The 16,257-nt window shown below is 51.9% G+C and carries 18 protein-coding genes; 8 read left to right on the plus strand and 10 right to left on the minus strand.

The genetic code is table 11. From position 1 onward, the window contains the following. The first annotated feature begins 53 nt into the window (after positions 1–53). From rny to J7M22_16565, 6 genes are all read left to right on the plus strand, one after another. Positions 54–1,631 (plus strand): ribonuclease Y, encoded by a 1,578-nt coding sequence (gene rny / locus J7M22_16540; GenBank protein ID MCD6508212.1) that lies wholly within the window; start codon positions 54–56, stop codon positions 1,629–1,631. After that, positions 1,628–2,404: a TIGR00282 family metallophosphoesterase gene (locus J7M22_16545; protein ID MCD6508213.1), complete on the plus strand. Its 777-nt coding sequence runs from the start codon at positions 1,628–1,630 to the stop codon at positions 2,402–2,404. The genes rny and J7M22_16545 overlap by 4 nt, the downstream gene beginning before the upstream one ends. Positions 2,405–2,423: 19 nt before the next feature. Next, entirely contained in the window at positions 2,424–3,758 is a 1,335-nt protein-coding gene (gene xseA, locus J7M22_16550) for an exodeoxyribonuclease VII large subunit (protein ID MCD6508214.1), read from the plus strand. Continuing rightward, entirely contained in the window at positions 3,751–3,996 is a 246-nt protein-coding gene (gene xseB, locus J7M22_16555) for an exodeoxyribonuclease VII small subunit (protein ID MCD6508215.1), read from the plus strand. Before xseA ends, xseB begins: the two co-directional genes overlap by 8 nt. Positions 3,997–4,192: 196 nt before the next feature. Next, entirely contained in the window at positions 4,193–4,771 is a 579-nt protein-coding gene (locus J7M22_16560; GenBank protein ID MCD6508216.1) for a TetR/AcrR family transcriptional regulator, read from the plus strand. A gap of 30 nt (positions 4,772–4,801) precedes the next feature. Next, positions 4,802–5,626 carry a hypothetical protein gene (locus J7M22_16565; GenBank protein MCD6508217.1) on the plus strand — a complete coding sequence of 275 codons (825 nt, stop codon included), beginning with the start codon at positions 4,802–4,804 and terminating at the stop codon, positions 5,624–5,626. Between the two features lie 103 nt (positions 5,627–5,729). Here J7M22_16565 and J7M22_16570 read toward each other — a convergent pair whose 3' ends face one another. Beyond that, entirely contained in the window at positions 5,730–6,167 is a 438-nt protein-coding gene (locus J7M22_16570) for a hypothetical protein (GenBank protein ID MCD6508218.1), read from the minus strand. A 664-nt stretch (positions 6,168–6,831) separates the two neighbouring features. Here J7M22_16570 and hisD point away from each other — a divergent pair. Then, on the plus strand, positions 6,832–8,139 hold the full coding sequence (hisD, locus tag J7M22_16575; GenBank protein ID MCD6508219.1) for a histidinol dehydrogenase: 1,308 nt from the start codon (positions 6,832–6,834) through the stop codon (positions 8,137–8,139). A gap of 58 nt (positions 8,140–8,197) precedes the next feature. Here hisD and J7M22_16580 read toward each other — a convergent pair whose 3' ends face one another. The 8 genes from J7M22_16580 to J7M22_16615 form a co-directional block, all read right to left on the minus strand. Then, entirely contained in the window at positions 8,198–8,965 is a 768-nt protein-coding gene (locus J7M22_16580) for a LamG domain-containing protein (GenBank protein ID MCD6508220.1), read from the minus strand. Between the two features lie 57 nt (positions 8,966–9,022). After that, entirely contained in the window at positions 9,023–9,781 is a 759-nt protein-coding gene (locus tag J7M22_16585; protein MCD6508221.1) for a LamG domain-containing protein, read from the minus strand. Positions 9,782–9,949: 168 nt separating this feature from the next. After that, a complete protein-coding gene (locus J7M22_16590) occupies positions 9,950–11,590 on the minus strand; it encodes a glycosyltransferase family 39 protein (GenBank protein MCD6508222.1) in 1,641 nt (546 codons plus the stop codon). 132 nt (positions 11,591–11,722) lie between these two features. Next, positions 11,723–12,553, minus strand: coding sequence for a M55 family metallopeptidase (locus J7M22_16595; GenBank protein ID MCD6508223.1), 831 nt, complete (start codon positions 12,551–12,553; stop codon positions 11,723–11,725). A gap of 161 nt (positions 12,554–12,714) precedes the next feature. Beyond that, entirely contained in the window at positions 12,715–13,491 is a 777-nt protein-coding gene (locus J7M22_16600; GenBank protein MCD6508224.1) for a hypothetical protein, read from the minus strand. Between the two features lie 182 nt (positions 13,492–13,673). Then, positions 13,674–13,850, minus strand: coding sequence for a hypothetical protein (locus J7M22_16605; GenBank protein MCD6508225.1), 177 nt, complete (start codon positions 13,848–13,850; stop codon positions 13,674–13,676). Then, a complete protein-coding gene (locus J7M22_16610) occupies positions 13,847–14,707 on the minus strand; it encodes an IS3 family transposase (protein ID MCD6508226.1) in 861 nt (286 codons plus the stop codon). The genes J7M22_16605 and J7M22_16610 overlap by 4 nt, the downstream gene beginning before the upstream one ends. Then, positions 14,665–14,967, minus strand: a complete 303-nt coding sequence (locus tag J7M22_16615; GenBank protein MCD6508227.1) for a transposase — start codon at positions 14,965–14,967, stop codon at positions 14,665–14,667. The genes J7M22_16610 and J7M22_16615 overlap by 43 nt, the downstream gene beginning before the upstream one ends. 90 nt (positions 14,968–15,057) lie before the next feature. Between J7M22_16615 and J7M22_16620 the strand changes: the two genes are divergently transcribed. Beyond that, positions 15,058–15,294: a hypothetical protein gene (locus J7M22_16620; GenBank protein ID MCD6508228.1), complete on the plus strand. Its 237-nt coding sequence runs from the start codon at positions 15,058–15,060 to the stop codon at positions 15,292–15,294. A 4-nt stretch (positions 15,295–15,298) separates the two neighbouring features. Here J7M22_16620 and J7M22_16625 read toward each other — a convergent pair. Beyond that, the coding region (locus J7M22_16625; GenBank protein MCD6508229.1) for a GNAT family N-acetyltransferase at positions 15,299–16,257 on the minus strand (959 nt) is incomplete at its 5' end.

Raw genomic sequence — 16,257 nt, forward strand, 5'->3', positions numbered from 1 at the left:
TGTTGCAATTGAATCTCAGATTATGCTAAAATAGTATCGAACCTCACAGGGATATACGCAGAAGGGGGTGTGTTAAGATAACAGTTGCGATTTACTATCTCATCTTTCTCCTCGCCGGCGTCATCGCAGGTTATTTCGTCCATCAGTTCATCTCCAAGAGGCGTATGGATGACGCTCATAGGCGAGCGCGTCAGATAATAGATGAGGCGCTGAGGAGCGCTGAAACCATAAAAAAGGAGATCGCCGTTCAGGCCAAGGAGGAAGCCTACAGGAGACAAATGGAGTTGGAGCAGGAGATGAAGGCTCAACGGGCCGAGATCCAGAGAATGGAGCAGAGGCTAACAGCTAGAGAGGAGAAACTTGACCTAAGATGGGGCGAGCTCGAAAGAAAGGAAAAGAGACTGATAAAACAGGCGAGAAGACTCGGAGCTAAAAACAGGGAGTTAAGACAGAGGGAAAATGAGATCCGAACTTTGGAGGAACAACACCGCAGGATCCTGTCGGAGATATCCGGCTTATCTCCCGAGGAGGCCAAGAGGATCTTAATGGAGAGTATGATCGAGGATGCGCGCAGAGACGCCATGGAGACGATCAGGCAGATAGAGGAGGAGGCCCGTCAGAACGCCGAGAAAAGGGCGAAGGAGATCCTGTGTTACGCCATGGAGCGATATGCCGCCGATCACGTCGCCGAGACCGCTATAACGGTCGTCCCTCTGCCGAACGACGACCTGAAGGGCAGGATTATAGGCCGCCAGGGGAGAAACATACAGGCGTTGGAGGCCGCGACGGGCGTCGAGTTCATAGTCGATGATACGCCCGACGCCATCCTCATCTCCGGGTTTGATCCCATAAGGCGTGAGATAGCCAGGATCGCCCTCGAAAGGCTCATAGCTGATGGAAGGATCCATCCCAGCCGGATAGAGCAGGCGGTCGCCAGGGCGAGGGTGGATGTTGAGAACATCATCAGGGAGGAGGGCGAACGCGCCGTGATGGAACTCGGAATCCATGGGTTGCATCCGGAGCTGATAAGGCTGATCGGCAGACTGAAATACAGGACCAGCTATGGACAGAACGTGCTCCAGCACTCCAAGGAAGTGGCCTTCCTGGCGGGGGTGATCGCCTCTGAGCTGGGGGAGAACGACAAACTCGCCCGACGCGCCGGTCTGATCCACGACATAGGCAAGGCGGTTGATAGGGAGATAGAGGGAACCCACGCGCAGATCAGCGCCTCACTGGCTCAGAGATACGGCGAGCCTCCGGCGGTCGTCCACGCGGTCGAGGCACATCACGACGAGGTACCCCCACAGAGCCTGCTGGCGGTTATAATCCAGGTGGCCGATAAGCTCTCAGCCGCTAGACCTGGAGCCAGGAGGGATTCTCTCGAGGCCTACATCAAAAGGCTCGAGAAGCTCGAAAGGATAGCCGAGTCCTTCTACGGCGTTGAAAAATCCTACGCGATCCAAGCCGGAAGGGAGATAAGGGTGATCGTGCAGGAAGATAAGATAGACGACGCCGGAATACATGATCTGGCTAAACAGATCGCCCAGAAGGTCAAATCCGAACTCGAATTTCCCGGTCAGGTGCAGGTGACGGTCATCAGGGAGACGAGAGCCGTGGAGTACGCCAGATGAGATTGCTTTTCATAGGCGATATCGTCGGTAGGCCCGGAAGGAGAGCGCTGAGGGAGATCCTACCGGAGATAAAATCGGGATATGACCTCGTGATCGCAAACGGTGAGAACGCCGCCGGTGGTTTCGGCATAACCCCTCCGCTGGCCGAGGAGATCTTCTCCTACGGAGTTCACGCCATAACCACGGGAAATCACATCTGGAGCAAAAAGGAGATCTACAATTACATCGAGAAGGAGCCTCGCCTGCTCAGACCGGCGAATTATCCGGAGGGAACCCCGGGCAGGGGATGGGGGATATTCCAAACCGAATCGGGGATCAGGGTCTGTCTGATAAACCTCCTCGGCAGGATCTTCATGGAGCCGACCGAAAATCCGTTCAGGATGATGGATTCTCTGCTGGAAAACCTGGAAGACGGGGTGAAGACGGTGATCTTGGATTTCCATGCCGAGGCCACATCGGAGAAGATCGCTATGGGGTGGTATCTGGACGGAAGGGTCACGGCGGTCATCGGAACCCACACCCACGTCCAGACGGCGGATGAAGCCATACTCCCCGGCGGAACGGCCTACATAACGGATGTGGGCATGACCGGGCCACACGATTCCGTTATCGGCGTGAAGAAGGATGCCGTCCTTAGGAGATTCACCACCATGATGCCGGTCAAATTCGACGTGGCAAAGGGCGATGTCAGGCTCTCAGCGGTGGAGATCGACGTCGATGAGAATACCGGCAAGGCGATCCGTATCTCCCGAATGCAGATCCCGCTGAAGTGACCTCCATAGGGGGGAGAGGGTGATCGGACGAACGGTCTACACCGTCTCAGAGGTTACGAGGGCTATCAAGGAGATCATCTCCGCCATCGGCGAGGTTTGGATCGAGGGAGAGGTTTCCAATTTCCGCCAACCCTACTCCGGACACATCTATTTCACGCTCAAGGACGAGTCGTCGCAGATACAGTGTGTTATCTTTAAGCCGCTCTCGTTACGCCTGCCCTTCAGGCCAAAGGATGGGATGAAGGTTCTGCTGCACGGAAGGCTCACCGTCTATGAGAAAGGCGGGAATTATCAGATACTCGGCGACAGGATCGAGCCGGCGGGCTTTGGCGCCCTACAGATGGCACTCGAACAGCTCAAAAGAAAACTCGCCGCTGAGGGTCTCTTCGACGAAAGACATAAAAAACCCATACCGAAATTCCCCGAAAGGATAGGTGTCGTCACCTCAGCCACCGGGGCGGCGATAAGGGACATCATAAAGGTGATAAGCCGCCGCTATCCTCTCGTCCACATCCTGCTGTATCCCGTTACCGTCCAGGGCGAAAACGCCGCCAGGGAGATCGCCGAGGCGATAGACGGGTTCAACCGGCTTGGAAATGTGGACCTCCTGATAGTCGGCAGGGGAGGTGGATCGATAGAGGATCTGTGGGCCTTCAACGAGGAGATAGTCGCCAGAAGCATCTTCCGCTCCAGAATCCCCGTCATATCGGCGGTGGGCCACGAGATAGACTTCACCATATCCGATCTCGTTGCCGATCTCAGGGCGCCTACGCCATCGGCGGCCGCCGAGATGGCTGTCCCCAGCGTTCAGGATCTGAACGGCGGCATTGAACAACTCACATCGAGGATGATAGCGGCCATAAGGTCCCAGATCCGGCCGAAAAGGGAGAAACTGGATCGCCTCTCCGAGAGGGTCTCGCCTCGGAGAAAGCTGGAGGAGCTATATGAGATGGAGCAGAGGATCGACGAGCTGTACTACAGGGCGATGGAGCTGATGCGGGGAAGGATATCATCAATGAGAGGTGAGGTGGCGGTCAGATCTGAGAGGCTTCGGAGAAATTCACCCGAAAGGAGGCTTGGGGAGCTTGAGGGAAGATTGAACTTGCTCGCTCAAAGGGCCTATCACGCCGTCCTTTCAAGGCTGATGGAGGGAAGAAGCTCCTTTCAGGGCCTGGTATCCCGCCTGGAAGCTTTGAGCCCACTGGCCGTGCTCAGAAGGGGATATAGCATCTGTCAGGAGGTCTCCGGCCGGATCATATCCGATGCGGCCCAAGTTGATGTGGGCGATCAGATCATCGTGAGGCCCTTCAAGGGCAAGCTGAGATGTGAGGTTTTGGAGAGGAAAGATGGATAAGGTGGAAAAGGAGATCAAATTCGAGGATGCCCTTAAAAGGCTTGAGGAGATAGTCGAGATGCTTGAGTCGGACGAGCTCCCTCTGGATAAAGCCTTGGAGCTCTTCGAGGAGGGGATAAGGATGTCCAGGCTCTGTTCCTCCATTTTGGAGAGGGCTGAGATGCGAATTGAGGAGCTCATCCGTGAGGAGGATGGGACGATTCGCGCCGTCCCATTTAAGCTTTCAGAAGAGGAGTGACGTACATGGCTTGCCCTTGTCCGAGGATCACCGGAGCAGAAGTAGACCCTTGCGCCTGCTCAGAATTCGGGAGCATACATTGAAGTGCGTTTCACCGTTGATCTTTCCGATTGATTTTAAGCCCCGCTTGTCCATCGCTTTTGAAATCTGGTATAATATAACCGACTGAAAAACCGATTTAGTCGAAAGGTTAGGAATGAACAGGGAGGAGAGAAAGCGTTTTATAATCGAGAGGGCGAGAGAGCTTTTCGCAAGATATGGTATGAAGAAGACCACGATGGGCGACATCGCCTCCACATGTGGCATGGGGAAGGCCTCGCTCTACTATTACTTCAGAAGCAAAGAGGATATCTTCCGGGCGGTCATCAGAATGGAGTTCGAGATATTCAAGAGGAAGGCGGAGGAGAGCCTCTCAAAGGCCAAATCGCCGCAGGATAAGATCCGGGCATATATCTGGACCAGATCGACGGTTCTCAGGAAAATGGCCAATTATTATGAAACCTTCACCTCTGAGTATTTGGAGCATTACGGCTTCGTGGAGCGTGAAAGACAGCGGTTGACCGACTGGGAGATAGAGACGATGCGATCGATACTCGAGGAGGGAGTCAGGCAAGGCGTGTTTGAGATCTCCGACACCAAGTTGACGGCGGTGGTGTTGGTCTTCGCCTTGAAGGGGCTTGAGTTCCCCTGGATGGTCGAGCAGGATATCATCGAACTCGAACATGCTATAGACCTGCTGTTGCCCGTGCTGTTCAGGGGAATTGAGAAGAGATGACACTTCGCCGGATGATCCGGAGGAGATACAATGGCTCTGAGAACGGCAGTTCTCCTATCCCTGGTCTGCCTGAGCTCCATCGGGTTGAGGTTTCCCGTCCTCGATTATAAGGGTAAGCCGGATATCATCAAACCCGAGCTGGTATCTGATAGGTTCCAACGGGAAGGCAATACGCTGCCTGAGTGGGTGATAAAACGCCACGCGATATATGATCCGGAAGATTGGTCCTCTTTGAGGAAAAAGACCGACGGAAAAGCGGGATATCAGTATTTTCAGGAGAAGCTGAAGGTCAGGGGATATGGGGATATCTATCTGATCGCTCTCCCGATCAATGCACCTCTGAAGGCAGGGCTCCAGGCGGCTTTGGATTACAGTCGGGATAATTTCGGATATGGAAGAAAGGAGATCGAGCTGAAGATCAGGAGAAACGGAAGGGAGACCGTTCTGAAGGAGAGGGCCGGGACGATCCTTCCCGGGAGCCTATACAAGAGTTATGACTCTAGCGGCAACGAGGTCTACGGCTATCGTATATTGCTCCAGATGGATCTGCCGAAGCCGGTGAGCGATAAGAGGTTTATCCTTCGTGTTCTCAATCGTTTTTTGCCTCTCGAACCCAAACCTTTGATAGTGAGCGAGTGGTATCAGGCTCAGGGCGAAGGGGAATTCAGATATCTGAGGGGATGTGATACCTTCTATCCGATCGATGAGGGATCGCACCTGCTGACGATAAAGTTCAGCGGCGATGTGGGAGGGTTAGCCGGAGGGATAAAGCGGCTTTTCTCTCTCGATTCCATAGCCGAAAGTTACCTGAGGCGGATGGCGTTCGGGATCAAGAAAAGAGCCGAATCGCTTTAAGCATCAGTTGAATCTCCTCGGCTCCTCCAGCTTGAACATAAGAAGATACGAGGTTAATCCGAAGAGGAAGGAAAGGGCGAAGGTGGCCTGGAATGAGATAAGTTCAGCGATCATCCCGCTGAAAAGCGGAATGGCCGATGTCGGTGATAGCATTACGCTCATAGACGCTAGATACAGATGGCCTTTGCTCCTCAGGTGCTATCTCGAGCAGATAATTTGAGTCCCCCATGAACTTGCCTGTCATAACCAGCCCTCCTAGAGCAAAGGCGCCCATAAAGACGATCCCTCTCAGGTTAAAGGTTGAACCCAAAATGGGTACCTCTACCCCTATCGGCGGCAGATAGTAGGAGACTATGGCTATGAGAGGGATCATCAGAGAGATACCGGTGGTGATGAGCAGTAACAACTTGTTGCCGTATCTATCGCCTATGTGGCTCCATAGGAAATTGGAGGGCAGGGAAAAACAGGTCGATATGACCATGAAGGTCCCAACAACTGATTCGGGCAATCCCAGCACTTTGATCGCATAGGGTATAAACACAACCCCGCCTATGTAAGCCAGGGACCCCAGCACTCTTATTTAGGAAGAGCAGCCTGTAGTTCCTATCCTTCCTGAATATCCCGATCCCATTTATCAGGTGCTCCCTGAAGCTCGCCTTCCTCCTTTCGATCGGGCCCACCGGCTCCGGAACGGCGAAGAAACAGGAGGAGAAAAGTAGAAGAAAGAAGGGCGCTGTGGAGTAGATCAAAGCGTAGTTGTTCGGGAAAGACGGACCGTTTTCGCCGAGCATATATCGGATATAAAACCCTGAGGCGAAGCTCAGAATCCCGCTGAAGAACCCCCTCAATCCCATGAATCTGCCCCGTCTGGTCGGGGGAACCGTTTTACCGACTATATCCCAGAAGGGTATCCCCGAGGCACCGGCTCCTGAGGAGTAGCCGAAGTAAAGGATAGCACAGGTGAGGGCGAGTGATTCGGGATGGCGGGAGCGGTTCCGTTTTGGCTCGCTTCCCACTTCCCATATCCCATTGTGCTGTCGTCCAATAGTCGATCGCCCGACATGAACATCTCCAGCCCTTTCCATTCAACTAGTGATGGCGGTAATCGTTGACCGCCTTGGCGAATTTGACAAAAGGCCCTAGGTATTGTAAATTATAAGCGCACGTGCCGGTTCCAGTTAATTAACGAGGCAAGAGGAGTATTGATGGTACCTATATTGATCGATGGCTCCCCCGAAGCAGTCCAAAGGCTAGAATCCCTTTTATCCAGGGGGAGATTTCACGATGATGAGGTCTTATCCGTGGTCAGAGGGATAATCAGCGATGTTCGCGAATCAGGCGATGACGCTGTCGTCGAATACACCCGAAGGTTCGACGCTCCCGCCTTCGATATCGATCAGATCAGGGTCAAGGACGAGGAGTATGAGATGGCATATATGGTGGAGGACGAGGAGTTCGTCAAATCCGTCAGGCTGGCAATAGATCGAATTCGCTCCTTTCACGAGAGACAGACGCGAAATTCCTGGTTTGCCTCTGAGGAGAACGGCGTGATTTTGGGACAGATCGTTCAGCCTATACGAAGGGTCGGGATCCATGTTCCGGCTTTCTCACAGCTTCTGGTCTCATCGCTTATCATGTGCGTTATTCCGGCCAAGGTAGCCGGAGTTAAGGAGATCGTCGTCTGTACACCGCCGATGCGAAATGGCAGGATTAATCCCTACATGCTGATAGCGGCGAAGGAGTGTGAGGTCGATGAACTTTACAAGATCGGCGGCGCCCAGGCGGTGGCTGCTATGGCTTTTGGGACAAGGAGTATCAAACGGGTGGATAAGATCGTCGGTCCAGGCAATATCTATGTCCAACTGGCGAAAAGAGAGCTCTTCGGAGTCGTAGATATAGACATGATCGCAGGCCCAAGCGAGATCCTCGTGATAGCGGATGAGGCCGCTGATCCCTCCTTCGTCGCCGCCGATCTGTTATCTCAGGCTGAACATATGGATGACTCCTCCGCCGTATTGATAACGGATAGCATCAGGCTGGCCCAGAAGGTAAGGGGAGAGCTGGAGAGGAGATCCCAAGACCTCAACAGATCCCAGATCGTACTTCATTCCCTTAAGAGATACGGGGCGATCTTCGTGACTGAGAATCTCGATCGAGCTTTCGATCTGGCAGCTCAAATAGCCCCCGAGCATCTTGAGATAATGGTTAAAGAGCCGTTCAGATGGCTGGGGAAGGTCAGAAACGCCGGGGCAGTGTTACTCGGTCCTTACTCACCTGAGGCCGTTGGGGACTATATCGCGGGGCCGAATCACACTCTCCCGACGGGGGGTACGGCGAGATTCTATTCACCTCTCGGCGTCGACGATTTCCTCAAAAAGACAAGCCTTATTCAGTTCACCGAGCCCGCCCTTAAAAAGCTCGCCCCGGCTATCATTAAGCTGGCTGAGGTGGAGGGATTGGACGGGCACGCCAGATCGGTCAGACTCAGGCTTGAAAGGCAGGACCGTATATGATTCCGCTTAGGAGAAGGGAGACTTCAGCGGTCTCCCTTCCGATTCGAAAAAAAGAGTTTCACCCGCCCTCTTTAATCTCACCCCAGGTGATGGGGAGATTGTCATCAGGCTGAACGGGGAAGAGTTGCTCCGGTTCCATAAACGCCTTTATCTCGTCTTCGCTCATCAGTTTATTCGAGATCCATAGCTCATCCAGTATAACCTGGCAATACCAATTTCCAAGCTGTCCCCCCTCTGCTCCGATATTGACGCCGGGGGATTGTGAGACGTCGATCGGTCCTGCAAAAGGAACCTGCTGTGCTAGATCGCCGTTAACATAAAAGTTGACATTCTTCCCGTCGGTCGTTATCACTAGATAGACCCATTCTTCTTCATTGAGCGTTATCTGGTCCGCGAAGTGATCCTTATTGCCATATGTGGTGAAGACCGGATTCTGGTTGTGGAAACCTGCCTTCCATCCATTGCTTCTGTCTCCAGCACTCGCTTCCATCTCGATAACGCACTGCCACTCGACGGGAAAGGCCAATGGTTGGACCCACATTCCCACGCTCATTGGGGACTTGAGTTCCTTAAGCTGATCGGAGTTGGGAACAGTTATAGCTGCCTTCGATCCGTCGAGTTTGATCGCCCCACCGTGTTTGCCATCCACCCATTCCACATCGCCGTTTATCTGGCCGTCGTTGTGATATATCGATCTATCGGTAACTGTGTTGCCCCCTTCCTTGTCGAAGTTGAAATAGAGGACGATATGATCGGGTATTTGAGCGGCGAGCGTAATCGAGGTCATCATCAAGAGGATCAAAAGCGGTATTACCTCTCTTTTCATCCTTCCGCACCTCCCCATGAGATGGGGGCGGGGCAAAACCCGCCCCCAAAAGGTGTTCTACTTTTTAATCTCACCCCAAGTGGTCGTCAGCTTCTCGGAAGGTCTGACTGCTGCCGCAGAAGGTGCACTCAGCGTTTTGACCTCATCAGCGCTTAACGCCTTATTCGCAACCCACAACTCATCCAAGATCACATCAGAATACCAATTTCCAGGCTGTCCCTTCTCCGCTCCGATATTGACGCCGGGGGAATTTGTAACGTCGATCGTTCCTTCGAAGGGAACCTGCTGCGCCAGATCGCCGTTAATGTAGAAGTTGACGTTCGTTCCATCGGCGACGACAGCGAAGTAGATCCATTCGTTTTCATTGAGCGTTATCTGGTCAGCAAAGTGATCCTTATGGCCGTATGTGGTGAAGACCGGATTTTGGTTGTGGAAACCCAACTTCCATCCGTTCGTCCTGTCATCGGCGCTACTTTCCATCTCGATGAGACATTGCCATTCGACAGGGAAGGAAACGGGTTTGATCCACGCCCCCACGCTCAAGGGTGAGGTCAGTGATGTTAGAGAGTCAGAAGGGGGTACAGTTATAACCACCGAGGAACCGTCCAGGTGGATGGCTTTCCCACTTTTGCCGTCTACCCACTCGGGGTTGCCTGTTATCTCACCGTTGTTGCCATACTGGGACAGATCAACCGCCTTGTTTCCACCGCCCTCATCGAAGTTAAAGTAGAGGACGATGTAGTCGGGGAGAGCGGAGTACGCTGCCGGCAGAGCCGCCACTATCATCAACACGGCCATGACCACTATCGATCTCATCGCTCAAACCTCCTCGGAGAATTTAAAACTGCCGCTCATTATAGCACAGGAGAGATAAGCTGTCAACCTTTTTTCACTGATCTCCCGGGTAGGCTTTCGATAGCCCCGATCAAGGTGCCCGAAATCGGGCACGTGCACGTTAAAATGCCCCATCTCGTGCAGTGCCCTTCAAGGGATGCCCCTGTTCAGCATCACCTGATAGAGGCCCCATTTCTCGGGAGGCGATTTGATGGGAACGTCCCACATCCTCAGTAGAACGAACCTGAAACCGCCGTCCAATTGCTTCCGCTCATCCTTCAACGCGCTCTGGGGGATGAGGAAAACGACCTGTTTTCCCCTCTCGAGGTAGGAACGTATCAGCTCCCGCTTCTTCCGGATCATTCCGGACTGACCTAAGGAGGCGTACAGTTTACGCAGGCGCTCGGTACGTTTAGGCTGACGAAGCACTGAGGAGCTCAGGAAGGTCTTGAAGCGCTGAAGGTCATAAAAGCGAAACCTCTCGCGCGTGCCGATGTAGCAGAAAAACGGCCTCTGCGAGAAGATCACGGCGTCCGGCCGTAAGGTTCGGGAGAGCATCCGGGCGCCGAGGGCGACGGCGCGCGAGCCCGGGTCGGAGACGATCTGACGCATACTGCGCTGTGCCTCATTGTATCGGAGGATCACGAGCAGCGCCACGAAAAGGATCATGACGCATCGCTGCATCCAGCTTCTAGCCGGGTGTTCATCGGATATCCTATCCAGCAGGAGCAAAGCTGATCCAACCACAACGGGAAAGGTGCAGATCGTGAAACGGAGATAGGGCATGCCCTGAGGAGCCCAGTAGTAGGATGCATATAGCAGCACGATCGGCAGAAACCAAAAAATCCGCATCAGTCGTTCCCATGGATGTCCTATCGATATCATCCCCACCAGCCCCAGGGGAAAGATCAGGAGGAGCGCCGTGGTGTTAAGCCCTCTTATCATCATGCCGATATTCCGGCGAAGGAACCTCAGCGAAAACGACTCCTGCTCGTGTGTGAGAGCGTATCCCGTGACCAGAGGATGGCCGAAAAGCCTCCAGTTATAGATCATCAGCAGTATCGGAAAAATGGCGTAACATCCCAACAGTATGGAGATCCCCCGGGCGGTTGAACCGCGTTCCCGCAGCCAACGGCTAAAGACCGCGATCAGCACCACACCTCCCATCAATATGCTGGTATGGCGGATCGTAGAAGCGAATCCCAGAAGCAGTCCCGCCCCGATCCCCGATCCCGTCGAACCTCGACGGAGCCACCTCCATAGGAAATACATACCCCATATGATGAAACAGGTGTTTGAGGCATGGGAGAGGAGATAGCCCGAGTAGACCAGATACATGGGATTGACGGCCAACGCCCAGACGCCCAAAGCTGCCACAGCGGGGGACATCCAGAGCGAAAAGAGCAGATACGCGCCGATCAACCCCAGCCCACCCATCAAAGGGCTTACCAGGAACATCGCCTCATCGCCTCCGATCCGATAGAAGATCGCCAGCAGAAGAGGATAACCGGGCGCGAACTTGGGCACCACCTTCCCTTGGGGCGTCTCAACCCAGACGTGGCTCTGATACATAAACGGGTCTTCCTCCCTTACTGCCGGCGATTGCAGATGTGCTATACGCTTGGCGAGGAAAAGATAACCGTCGGGATCCACCTCCTGATAGGCGGGCGTGAAATGCTGAATCTGAATCAGTAAGTAGATGAAAATGGCGGCGGCAACGCTGAGATAGGACGACAGACTCAGGATCGTCTGGCGTATTCCCCCTGCCGTTATCCTACCACATAACATCATCCCTATTTCCGCCTATGCGGCTCGCTCATGTTATTGAAGTCTACGGTTAACAGCCCGCCGTCTGCAGGCCATCTGAAATGACGGAAAAGCTAAATGACCTGGCTCAAGGGAAATAAATATGAGCGAAATGCCCTAACCCTCTTCCATCGGTTGTGGATTAAAAGGCATGTTCATCAAAGCGATAACGCTCGTCGGATGTGTCTCCCGTGATATGGTTTTCCGTGGGTTATCCTTGCTCGCTCGGAATTTGGCCACTCGCTCGAACGGAGGGTTGAGAGGTATGATGCCGAACTCCTCCTTTTTAGCCCGTTGAATGGCCCTCAGCGCTCCCTCGCGGATGAGCTGGCGAGCGCGAACGGGATGAACGTGAATGGCGGAGGAGGTGAAACGGGCGTATTCCTCCCTTGTCAGCTCATTTCCGGTGCCCGGTCTTATCCCGCGTTTCACGGCCACCGTTTCTATACCTGGTATCAAGGCTTTCGCCTCTTTCGTCAGAGCTTCATCCCCTGAGGCGAAGATGGATCGTACGCCCAACTCGCTGGCGCACATCGCCAGCTGTCCCAACTCACCGATCGAGATGCCGTTAATGGATAGGTCAAGGTAAGCTGTGCTCTGGGTATGGGCGAGATGGGCGTATTCGGTTCCCGACTTGGCGTGCTGGCCTACCCAGGCAACCGCATCGAATGTCTCATCCAACATGAGGGGCCAGGGCCCCTCCCCCCAACCGCGGAGATAATCCACCCGCGGATCGAGGAGCTTGATGTTGATGCCGCCGGGGCCGTGACCGTCCACCACCAGTATCTCCTTCGCTCCTCCTTCGAAGAAGCCATCGATCGCAGCGTTCACCTCCAGGGTCAGAAACTCCTTGGCCAACTCATAGTAGGGTTTACCCGGTCCGGTCCACTCCTCAAAGTTAAGCACTCCGGCCACGCCTTCTAAATCGGTCATCAGGTAGATTTTCATCGTCTTATCCTCCTTAGCATTTAGATTCGCTCTTATTTCCCTTGAGTGTAGTATCTGCGGCCAATTATCCACCGTCCGCCGCTCAACCGTCATTTGTAGTCATTAAGTCATTTGGCTTCGCCGTCATTAATGACTACAAATGACAATAAATGACCTAACCATCATCGGCGACAAGTAAGCTTAAGCTCAGCCCATATCAGACTTATTTTGCCCTTCGGCTGGAGCGCCAGGACGTCCAGATAATAGGCGTGCATGAGGTTCTCAAAGAACAGGAAGGCCTGCTTCTTGGTATAGTCATCATTGCCGACCACGTGATATTTATCGGGAGCGAGGGCCATCATGACGAACTTTCCCTTCCCGTATTCGGCCTCCAATATCACAAACCTACCGCCGCTCTTAGCAAGCACATCAAATCCGGACTGTGAGGCTATACTCTCCCAGACCGTCGGCCACCCTTTATACTTCCAGTTCAAGAAATCGTCCTCTTTAAGCTTGTTCGGTGTGTTAAACAACGGGTGATCCGGTTTCACGATCTCCACCGTGGTCAGATCCGGATCGCTCCGAACACAGGTTAACCCCTTCGGAAGCCAATCCACATTAGCTTCATTCTGGTCGGCCTGGGTTGGTTCGATGACGATCCCTCCCCCCTTGACGAAATCCTGAATCACCTTGGCATTTCCATCGAGATTGGAATGAATCGTGGGGTTATTCGTGGCCATGCTACAGATGAAGAACAGTTTATATCCGGCAAGTTGAAAGTTACCCTTCATCACGTCATCGGTGATATCATCATATTTGATCTTCATCTCGTTCAGCGTGGGACCTAGCGCCTTCACCTGAGTCCACTGGTCCGCATAGTCGATTATGGCCACATCGGCCGCCATCGCCGTCATCATAAGACAAAACAGAAAAGCAAGCGTGGATATCATAAGTTTCATCCTCGACACCCCCTTCATCATCGATATTCCCCAGAATTATACCACATAGGGAGGAAAACATACTGAGAATTCCCGGAAGCTATGAGATGGTTCATCGAAGGCTTGACAAATAAGAAGAAAAAAGGTTTCCTTGTAGGAGGGGGCGATGAAAATGCTACCTAACCTACAAGGAGACCAAAATGCTAGATAAGATTATCTGAAGTGCACCCATTATTTTGGACACATTTTTGGGCGATCTTATTGGGGGGGTAACCCTCCACCTTGGGAATCAGAGGGAGATTTGAATAACCTCTCTCCCTCCAATCCCCTCCTTCTGCCAACCCTATCTTACCAAATTTACCCCTCTCTTTCAACTTCACCTCTTCCCTTCCCTCCAATTATGCTCGAACTCCCAAGGCGTCAGATAGCCTAAGGCGGAGTGGACCCTCTTCTTCATGTAGACCTCTTCAAGGAAGTGGCCTATCTTTTCCTTTGCTTCCTCTATATCCTCATACTCGTTCAGATATACCTCCTCCTCTTTCAGAGTTCTTATCAGCCTCTCAGCGTAGGCGTTCTGCAAAGGATTCCCCTTGGATGACATGGATATTTTGACTCCTCTTTCCTGAAGGATCTGGATGTATCTTCTTGAGGCATATTGGACTCCCTGATCTGAATGATGGATCTCAGGCACATCTCTGCTGAGAGCCTTCATCAGTGCTGAGATGGTAAGCTCCTCATCTAGGCTTGCCGATATCTGCCATCCCCTTATCGATCTTGTGAAGATGTCCATTAATACGCTTAGATAGGCATGCTCCTTCTTCAGCTTGATGTAAGTTATGTCACCGCACCAGACCTGATTTGGTCTCACTATCTGTATGCCCTTTACCAGGTTAGGATATCTGCCAAGATGGTGATTTGAAAGAGTAGTTTTGAGATAGCTCTTAACATGCACAATGAGGTTCTCCTCATGCATGATTCTTAGAACCCTCTTGTGATTTACTCTGTATCCTCTTCTTCTGAGCTCTGCTGTGACTCTTCGATAGCCGTATCTTGGAAACTCCATCGCTATCTTTTCTATCTCCTCTCTAATGAGCAGGTCATCTTCTCTGATTGATCTGTAGTAGTAAGAACTGGGGGCGCAATCGAGGATTTCACATAACAGCCTTACAGGGTACTCCCCCTTGAGCATATCTATCACCTCTCGCTTCCTCTCAAGTGACAGCCCAGCAGATTGAATACTTTTTTTGAGACACTAAGCTCATAAGTGAGCCTCCCAACAAGCCTCTCAAGCTCCGCAATTCTCTGGTGCTCCTTCGAGTTTGTCTGAGGAGAGAAGATGAGATAGGCTCTCTCCAGAAACTGTTTCTTCCACTGCCTCAGAAGCTCAGGGGAGATGTTATATTCCCTGCAGATGGATGCTTGGGTTCTGTCCCCTTTGAGAGCCTCAAGGACAACCTGGACTTTGAAGTGAGGGGAAAACTCCCTTCTTTGGCTCATCATGAACCCCCTTTCTCTGTCTTGTTAAGTATACACCCCAATAAGAGGTGTGTCCAAAAAATGGGGTTCACTACATATGACAGCAGGAAGGTGAGGGGGTATCTGAGGAGAAGGGGAATAAAGGCGAGCATACCCAAAAGGAGGATGAGGGGGAAAGGAAGGAGGGGCAGGCCATACAGGTTTGTCATGGAGGTGTATCTGAAGGGTAGGTGTGGGGTAGATAGGTTTTTCGGTTGGAGGTTTATAATACCAGGGGTCTGTTTTGTTCGCTTCATTTTTGATCGCCTGGAGATTTTTGCTAATGAGTTCTTCGTATGCTATACATAGATGTTCATCGCTGTGATGGAAGATAGTTGGAGTGAGAAATTTTACGTATTACCGCTACAAGATGAGCTCTACAACAGATTGAAAAACCAAGGGACCAGAAAAGTGATATAGACGCTAAATTTTCCATGTTTAACTCCGCAATGACTGATTTAATCCCTTCATCTTGCAATTGCTTAAGTGAAGCTCTTAAAAGAGCTCGACCTATCCCTTTACGCCGAAACTCCTCAGAGACAAAGATGTATTTCACCACTCCTTTAGAGCCAGACGTCGAAACCAGAATGAAACCTACAACCTCCTCGCCTTTGAAACAAATCTTAGAAGCTTTTATGTTGAAGTCGCTTTCCCGAGATTTAAGTAATATCTTTGCTTCAATATCCAGCTTTGCTATATCTGAAGCAGTCCTTTCATCCCATGGTGTTATTTCACATCTGATCTCGGGAGAGCAGGATACAATTTCTTCTGACCGGTCTAAACTCTTACTCATCCAGACCCATTCTTGAACTTCAAAGCCAATGTTTTTGAGGAAGCGATCGTCGTCGATGAACCGACAGAAAGGATGTAACAAGATTTCTATTTCTTCAACCCATGAAAGGGATTTAAAGCTGTCGACGAGCTGAAGTATAGCGATGCGTTCATAGTCTTTCCCTCGAAAGGGGGAGCAAACATAGAAAAGTAGTACCCTTATCTTCCGGTCTTCAAGCTTATAGGCAGCTATCCCGATCGGGATTCCTTCCAAGTTTATTAACTTGACTGTATATTCTGGCTTTGTTATTTCCTTAATTAGCTGATTAAGCTCCACTTGGAAGTGATCGAAGAGAAGCTTTCTTCCTCCCCTAGACCAAACTTCACGAGCATAATGGCTGAGATCCTCGATAATCCTTCTGTAGACCTGGGAACCTATTTCCAATGTGTCTAATTTAATTCTAATCATCCTCCATCTGGTTGACTGACAAAAGTCTGAGA

Source organism: Candidatus Poribacteria bacterium (genome assembly GCA_021162805.1).
GTDB lineage: Bacteria > Poribacteria > WGA-4E > B28-G17 > B28-G17 > JAGGXZ01.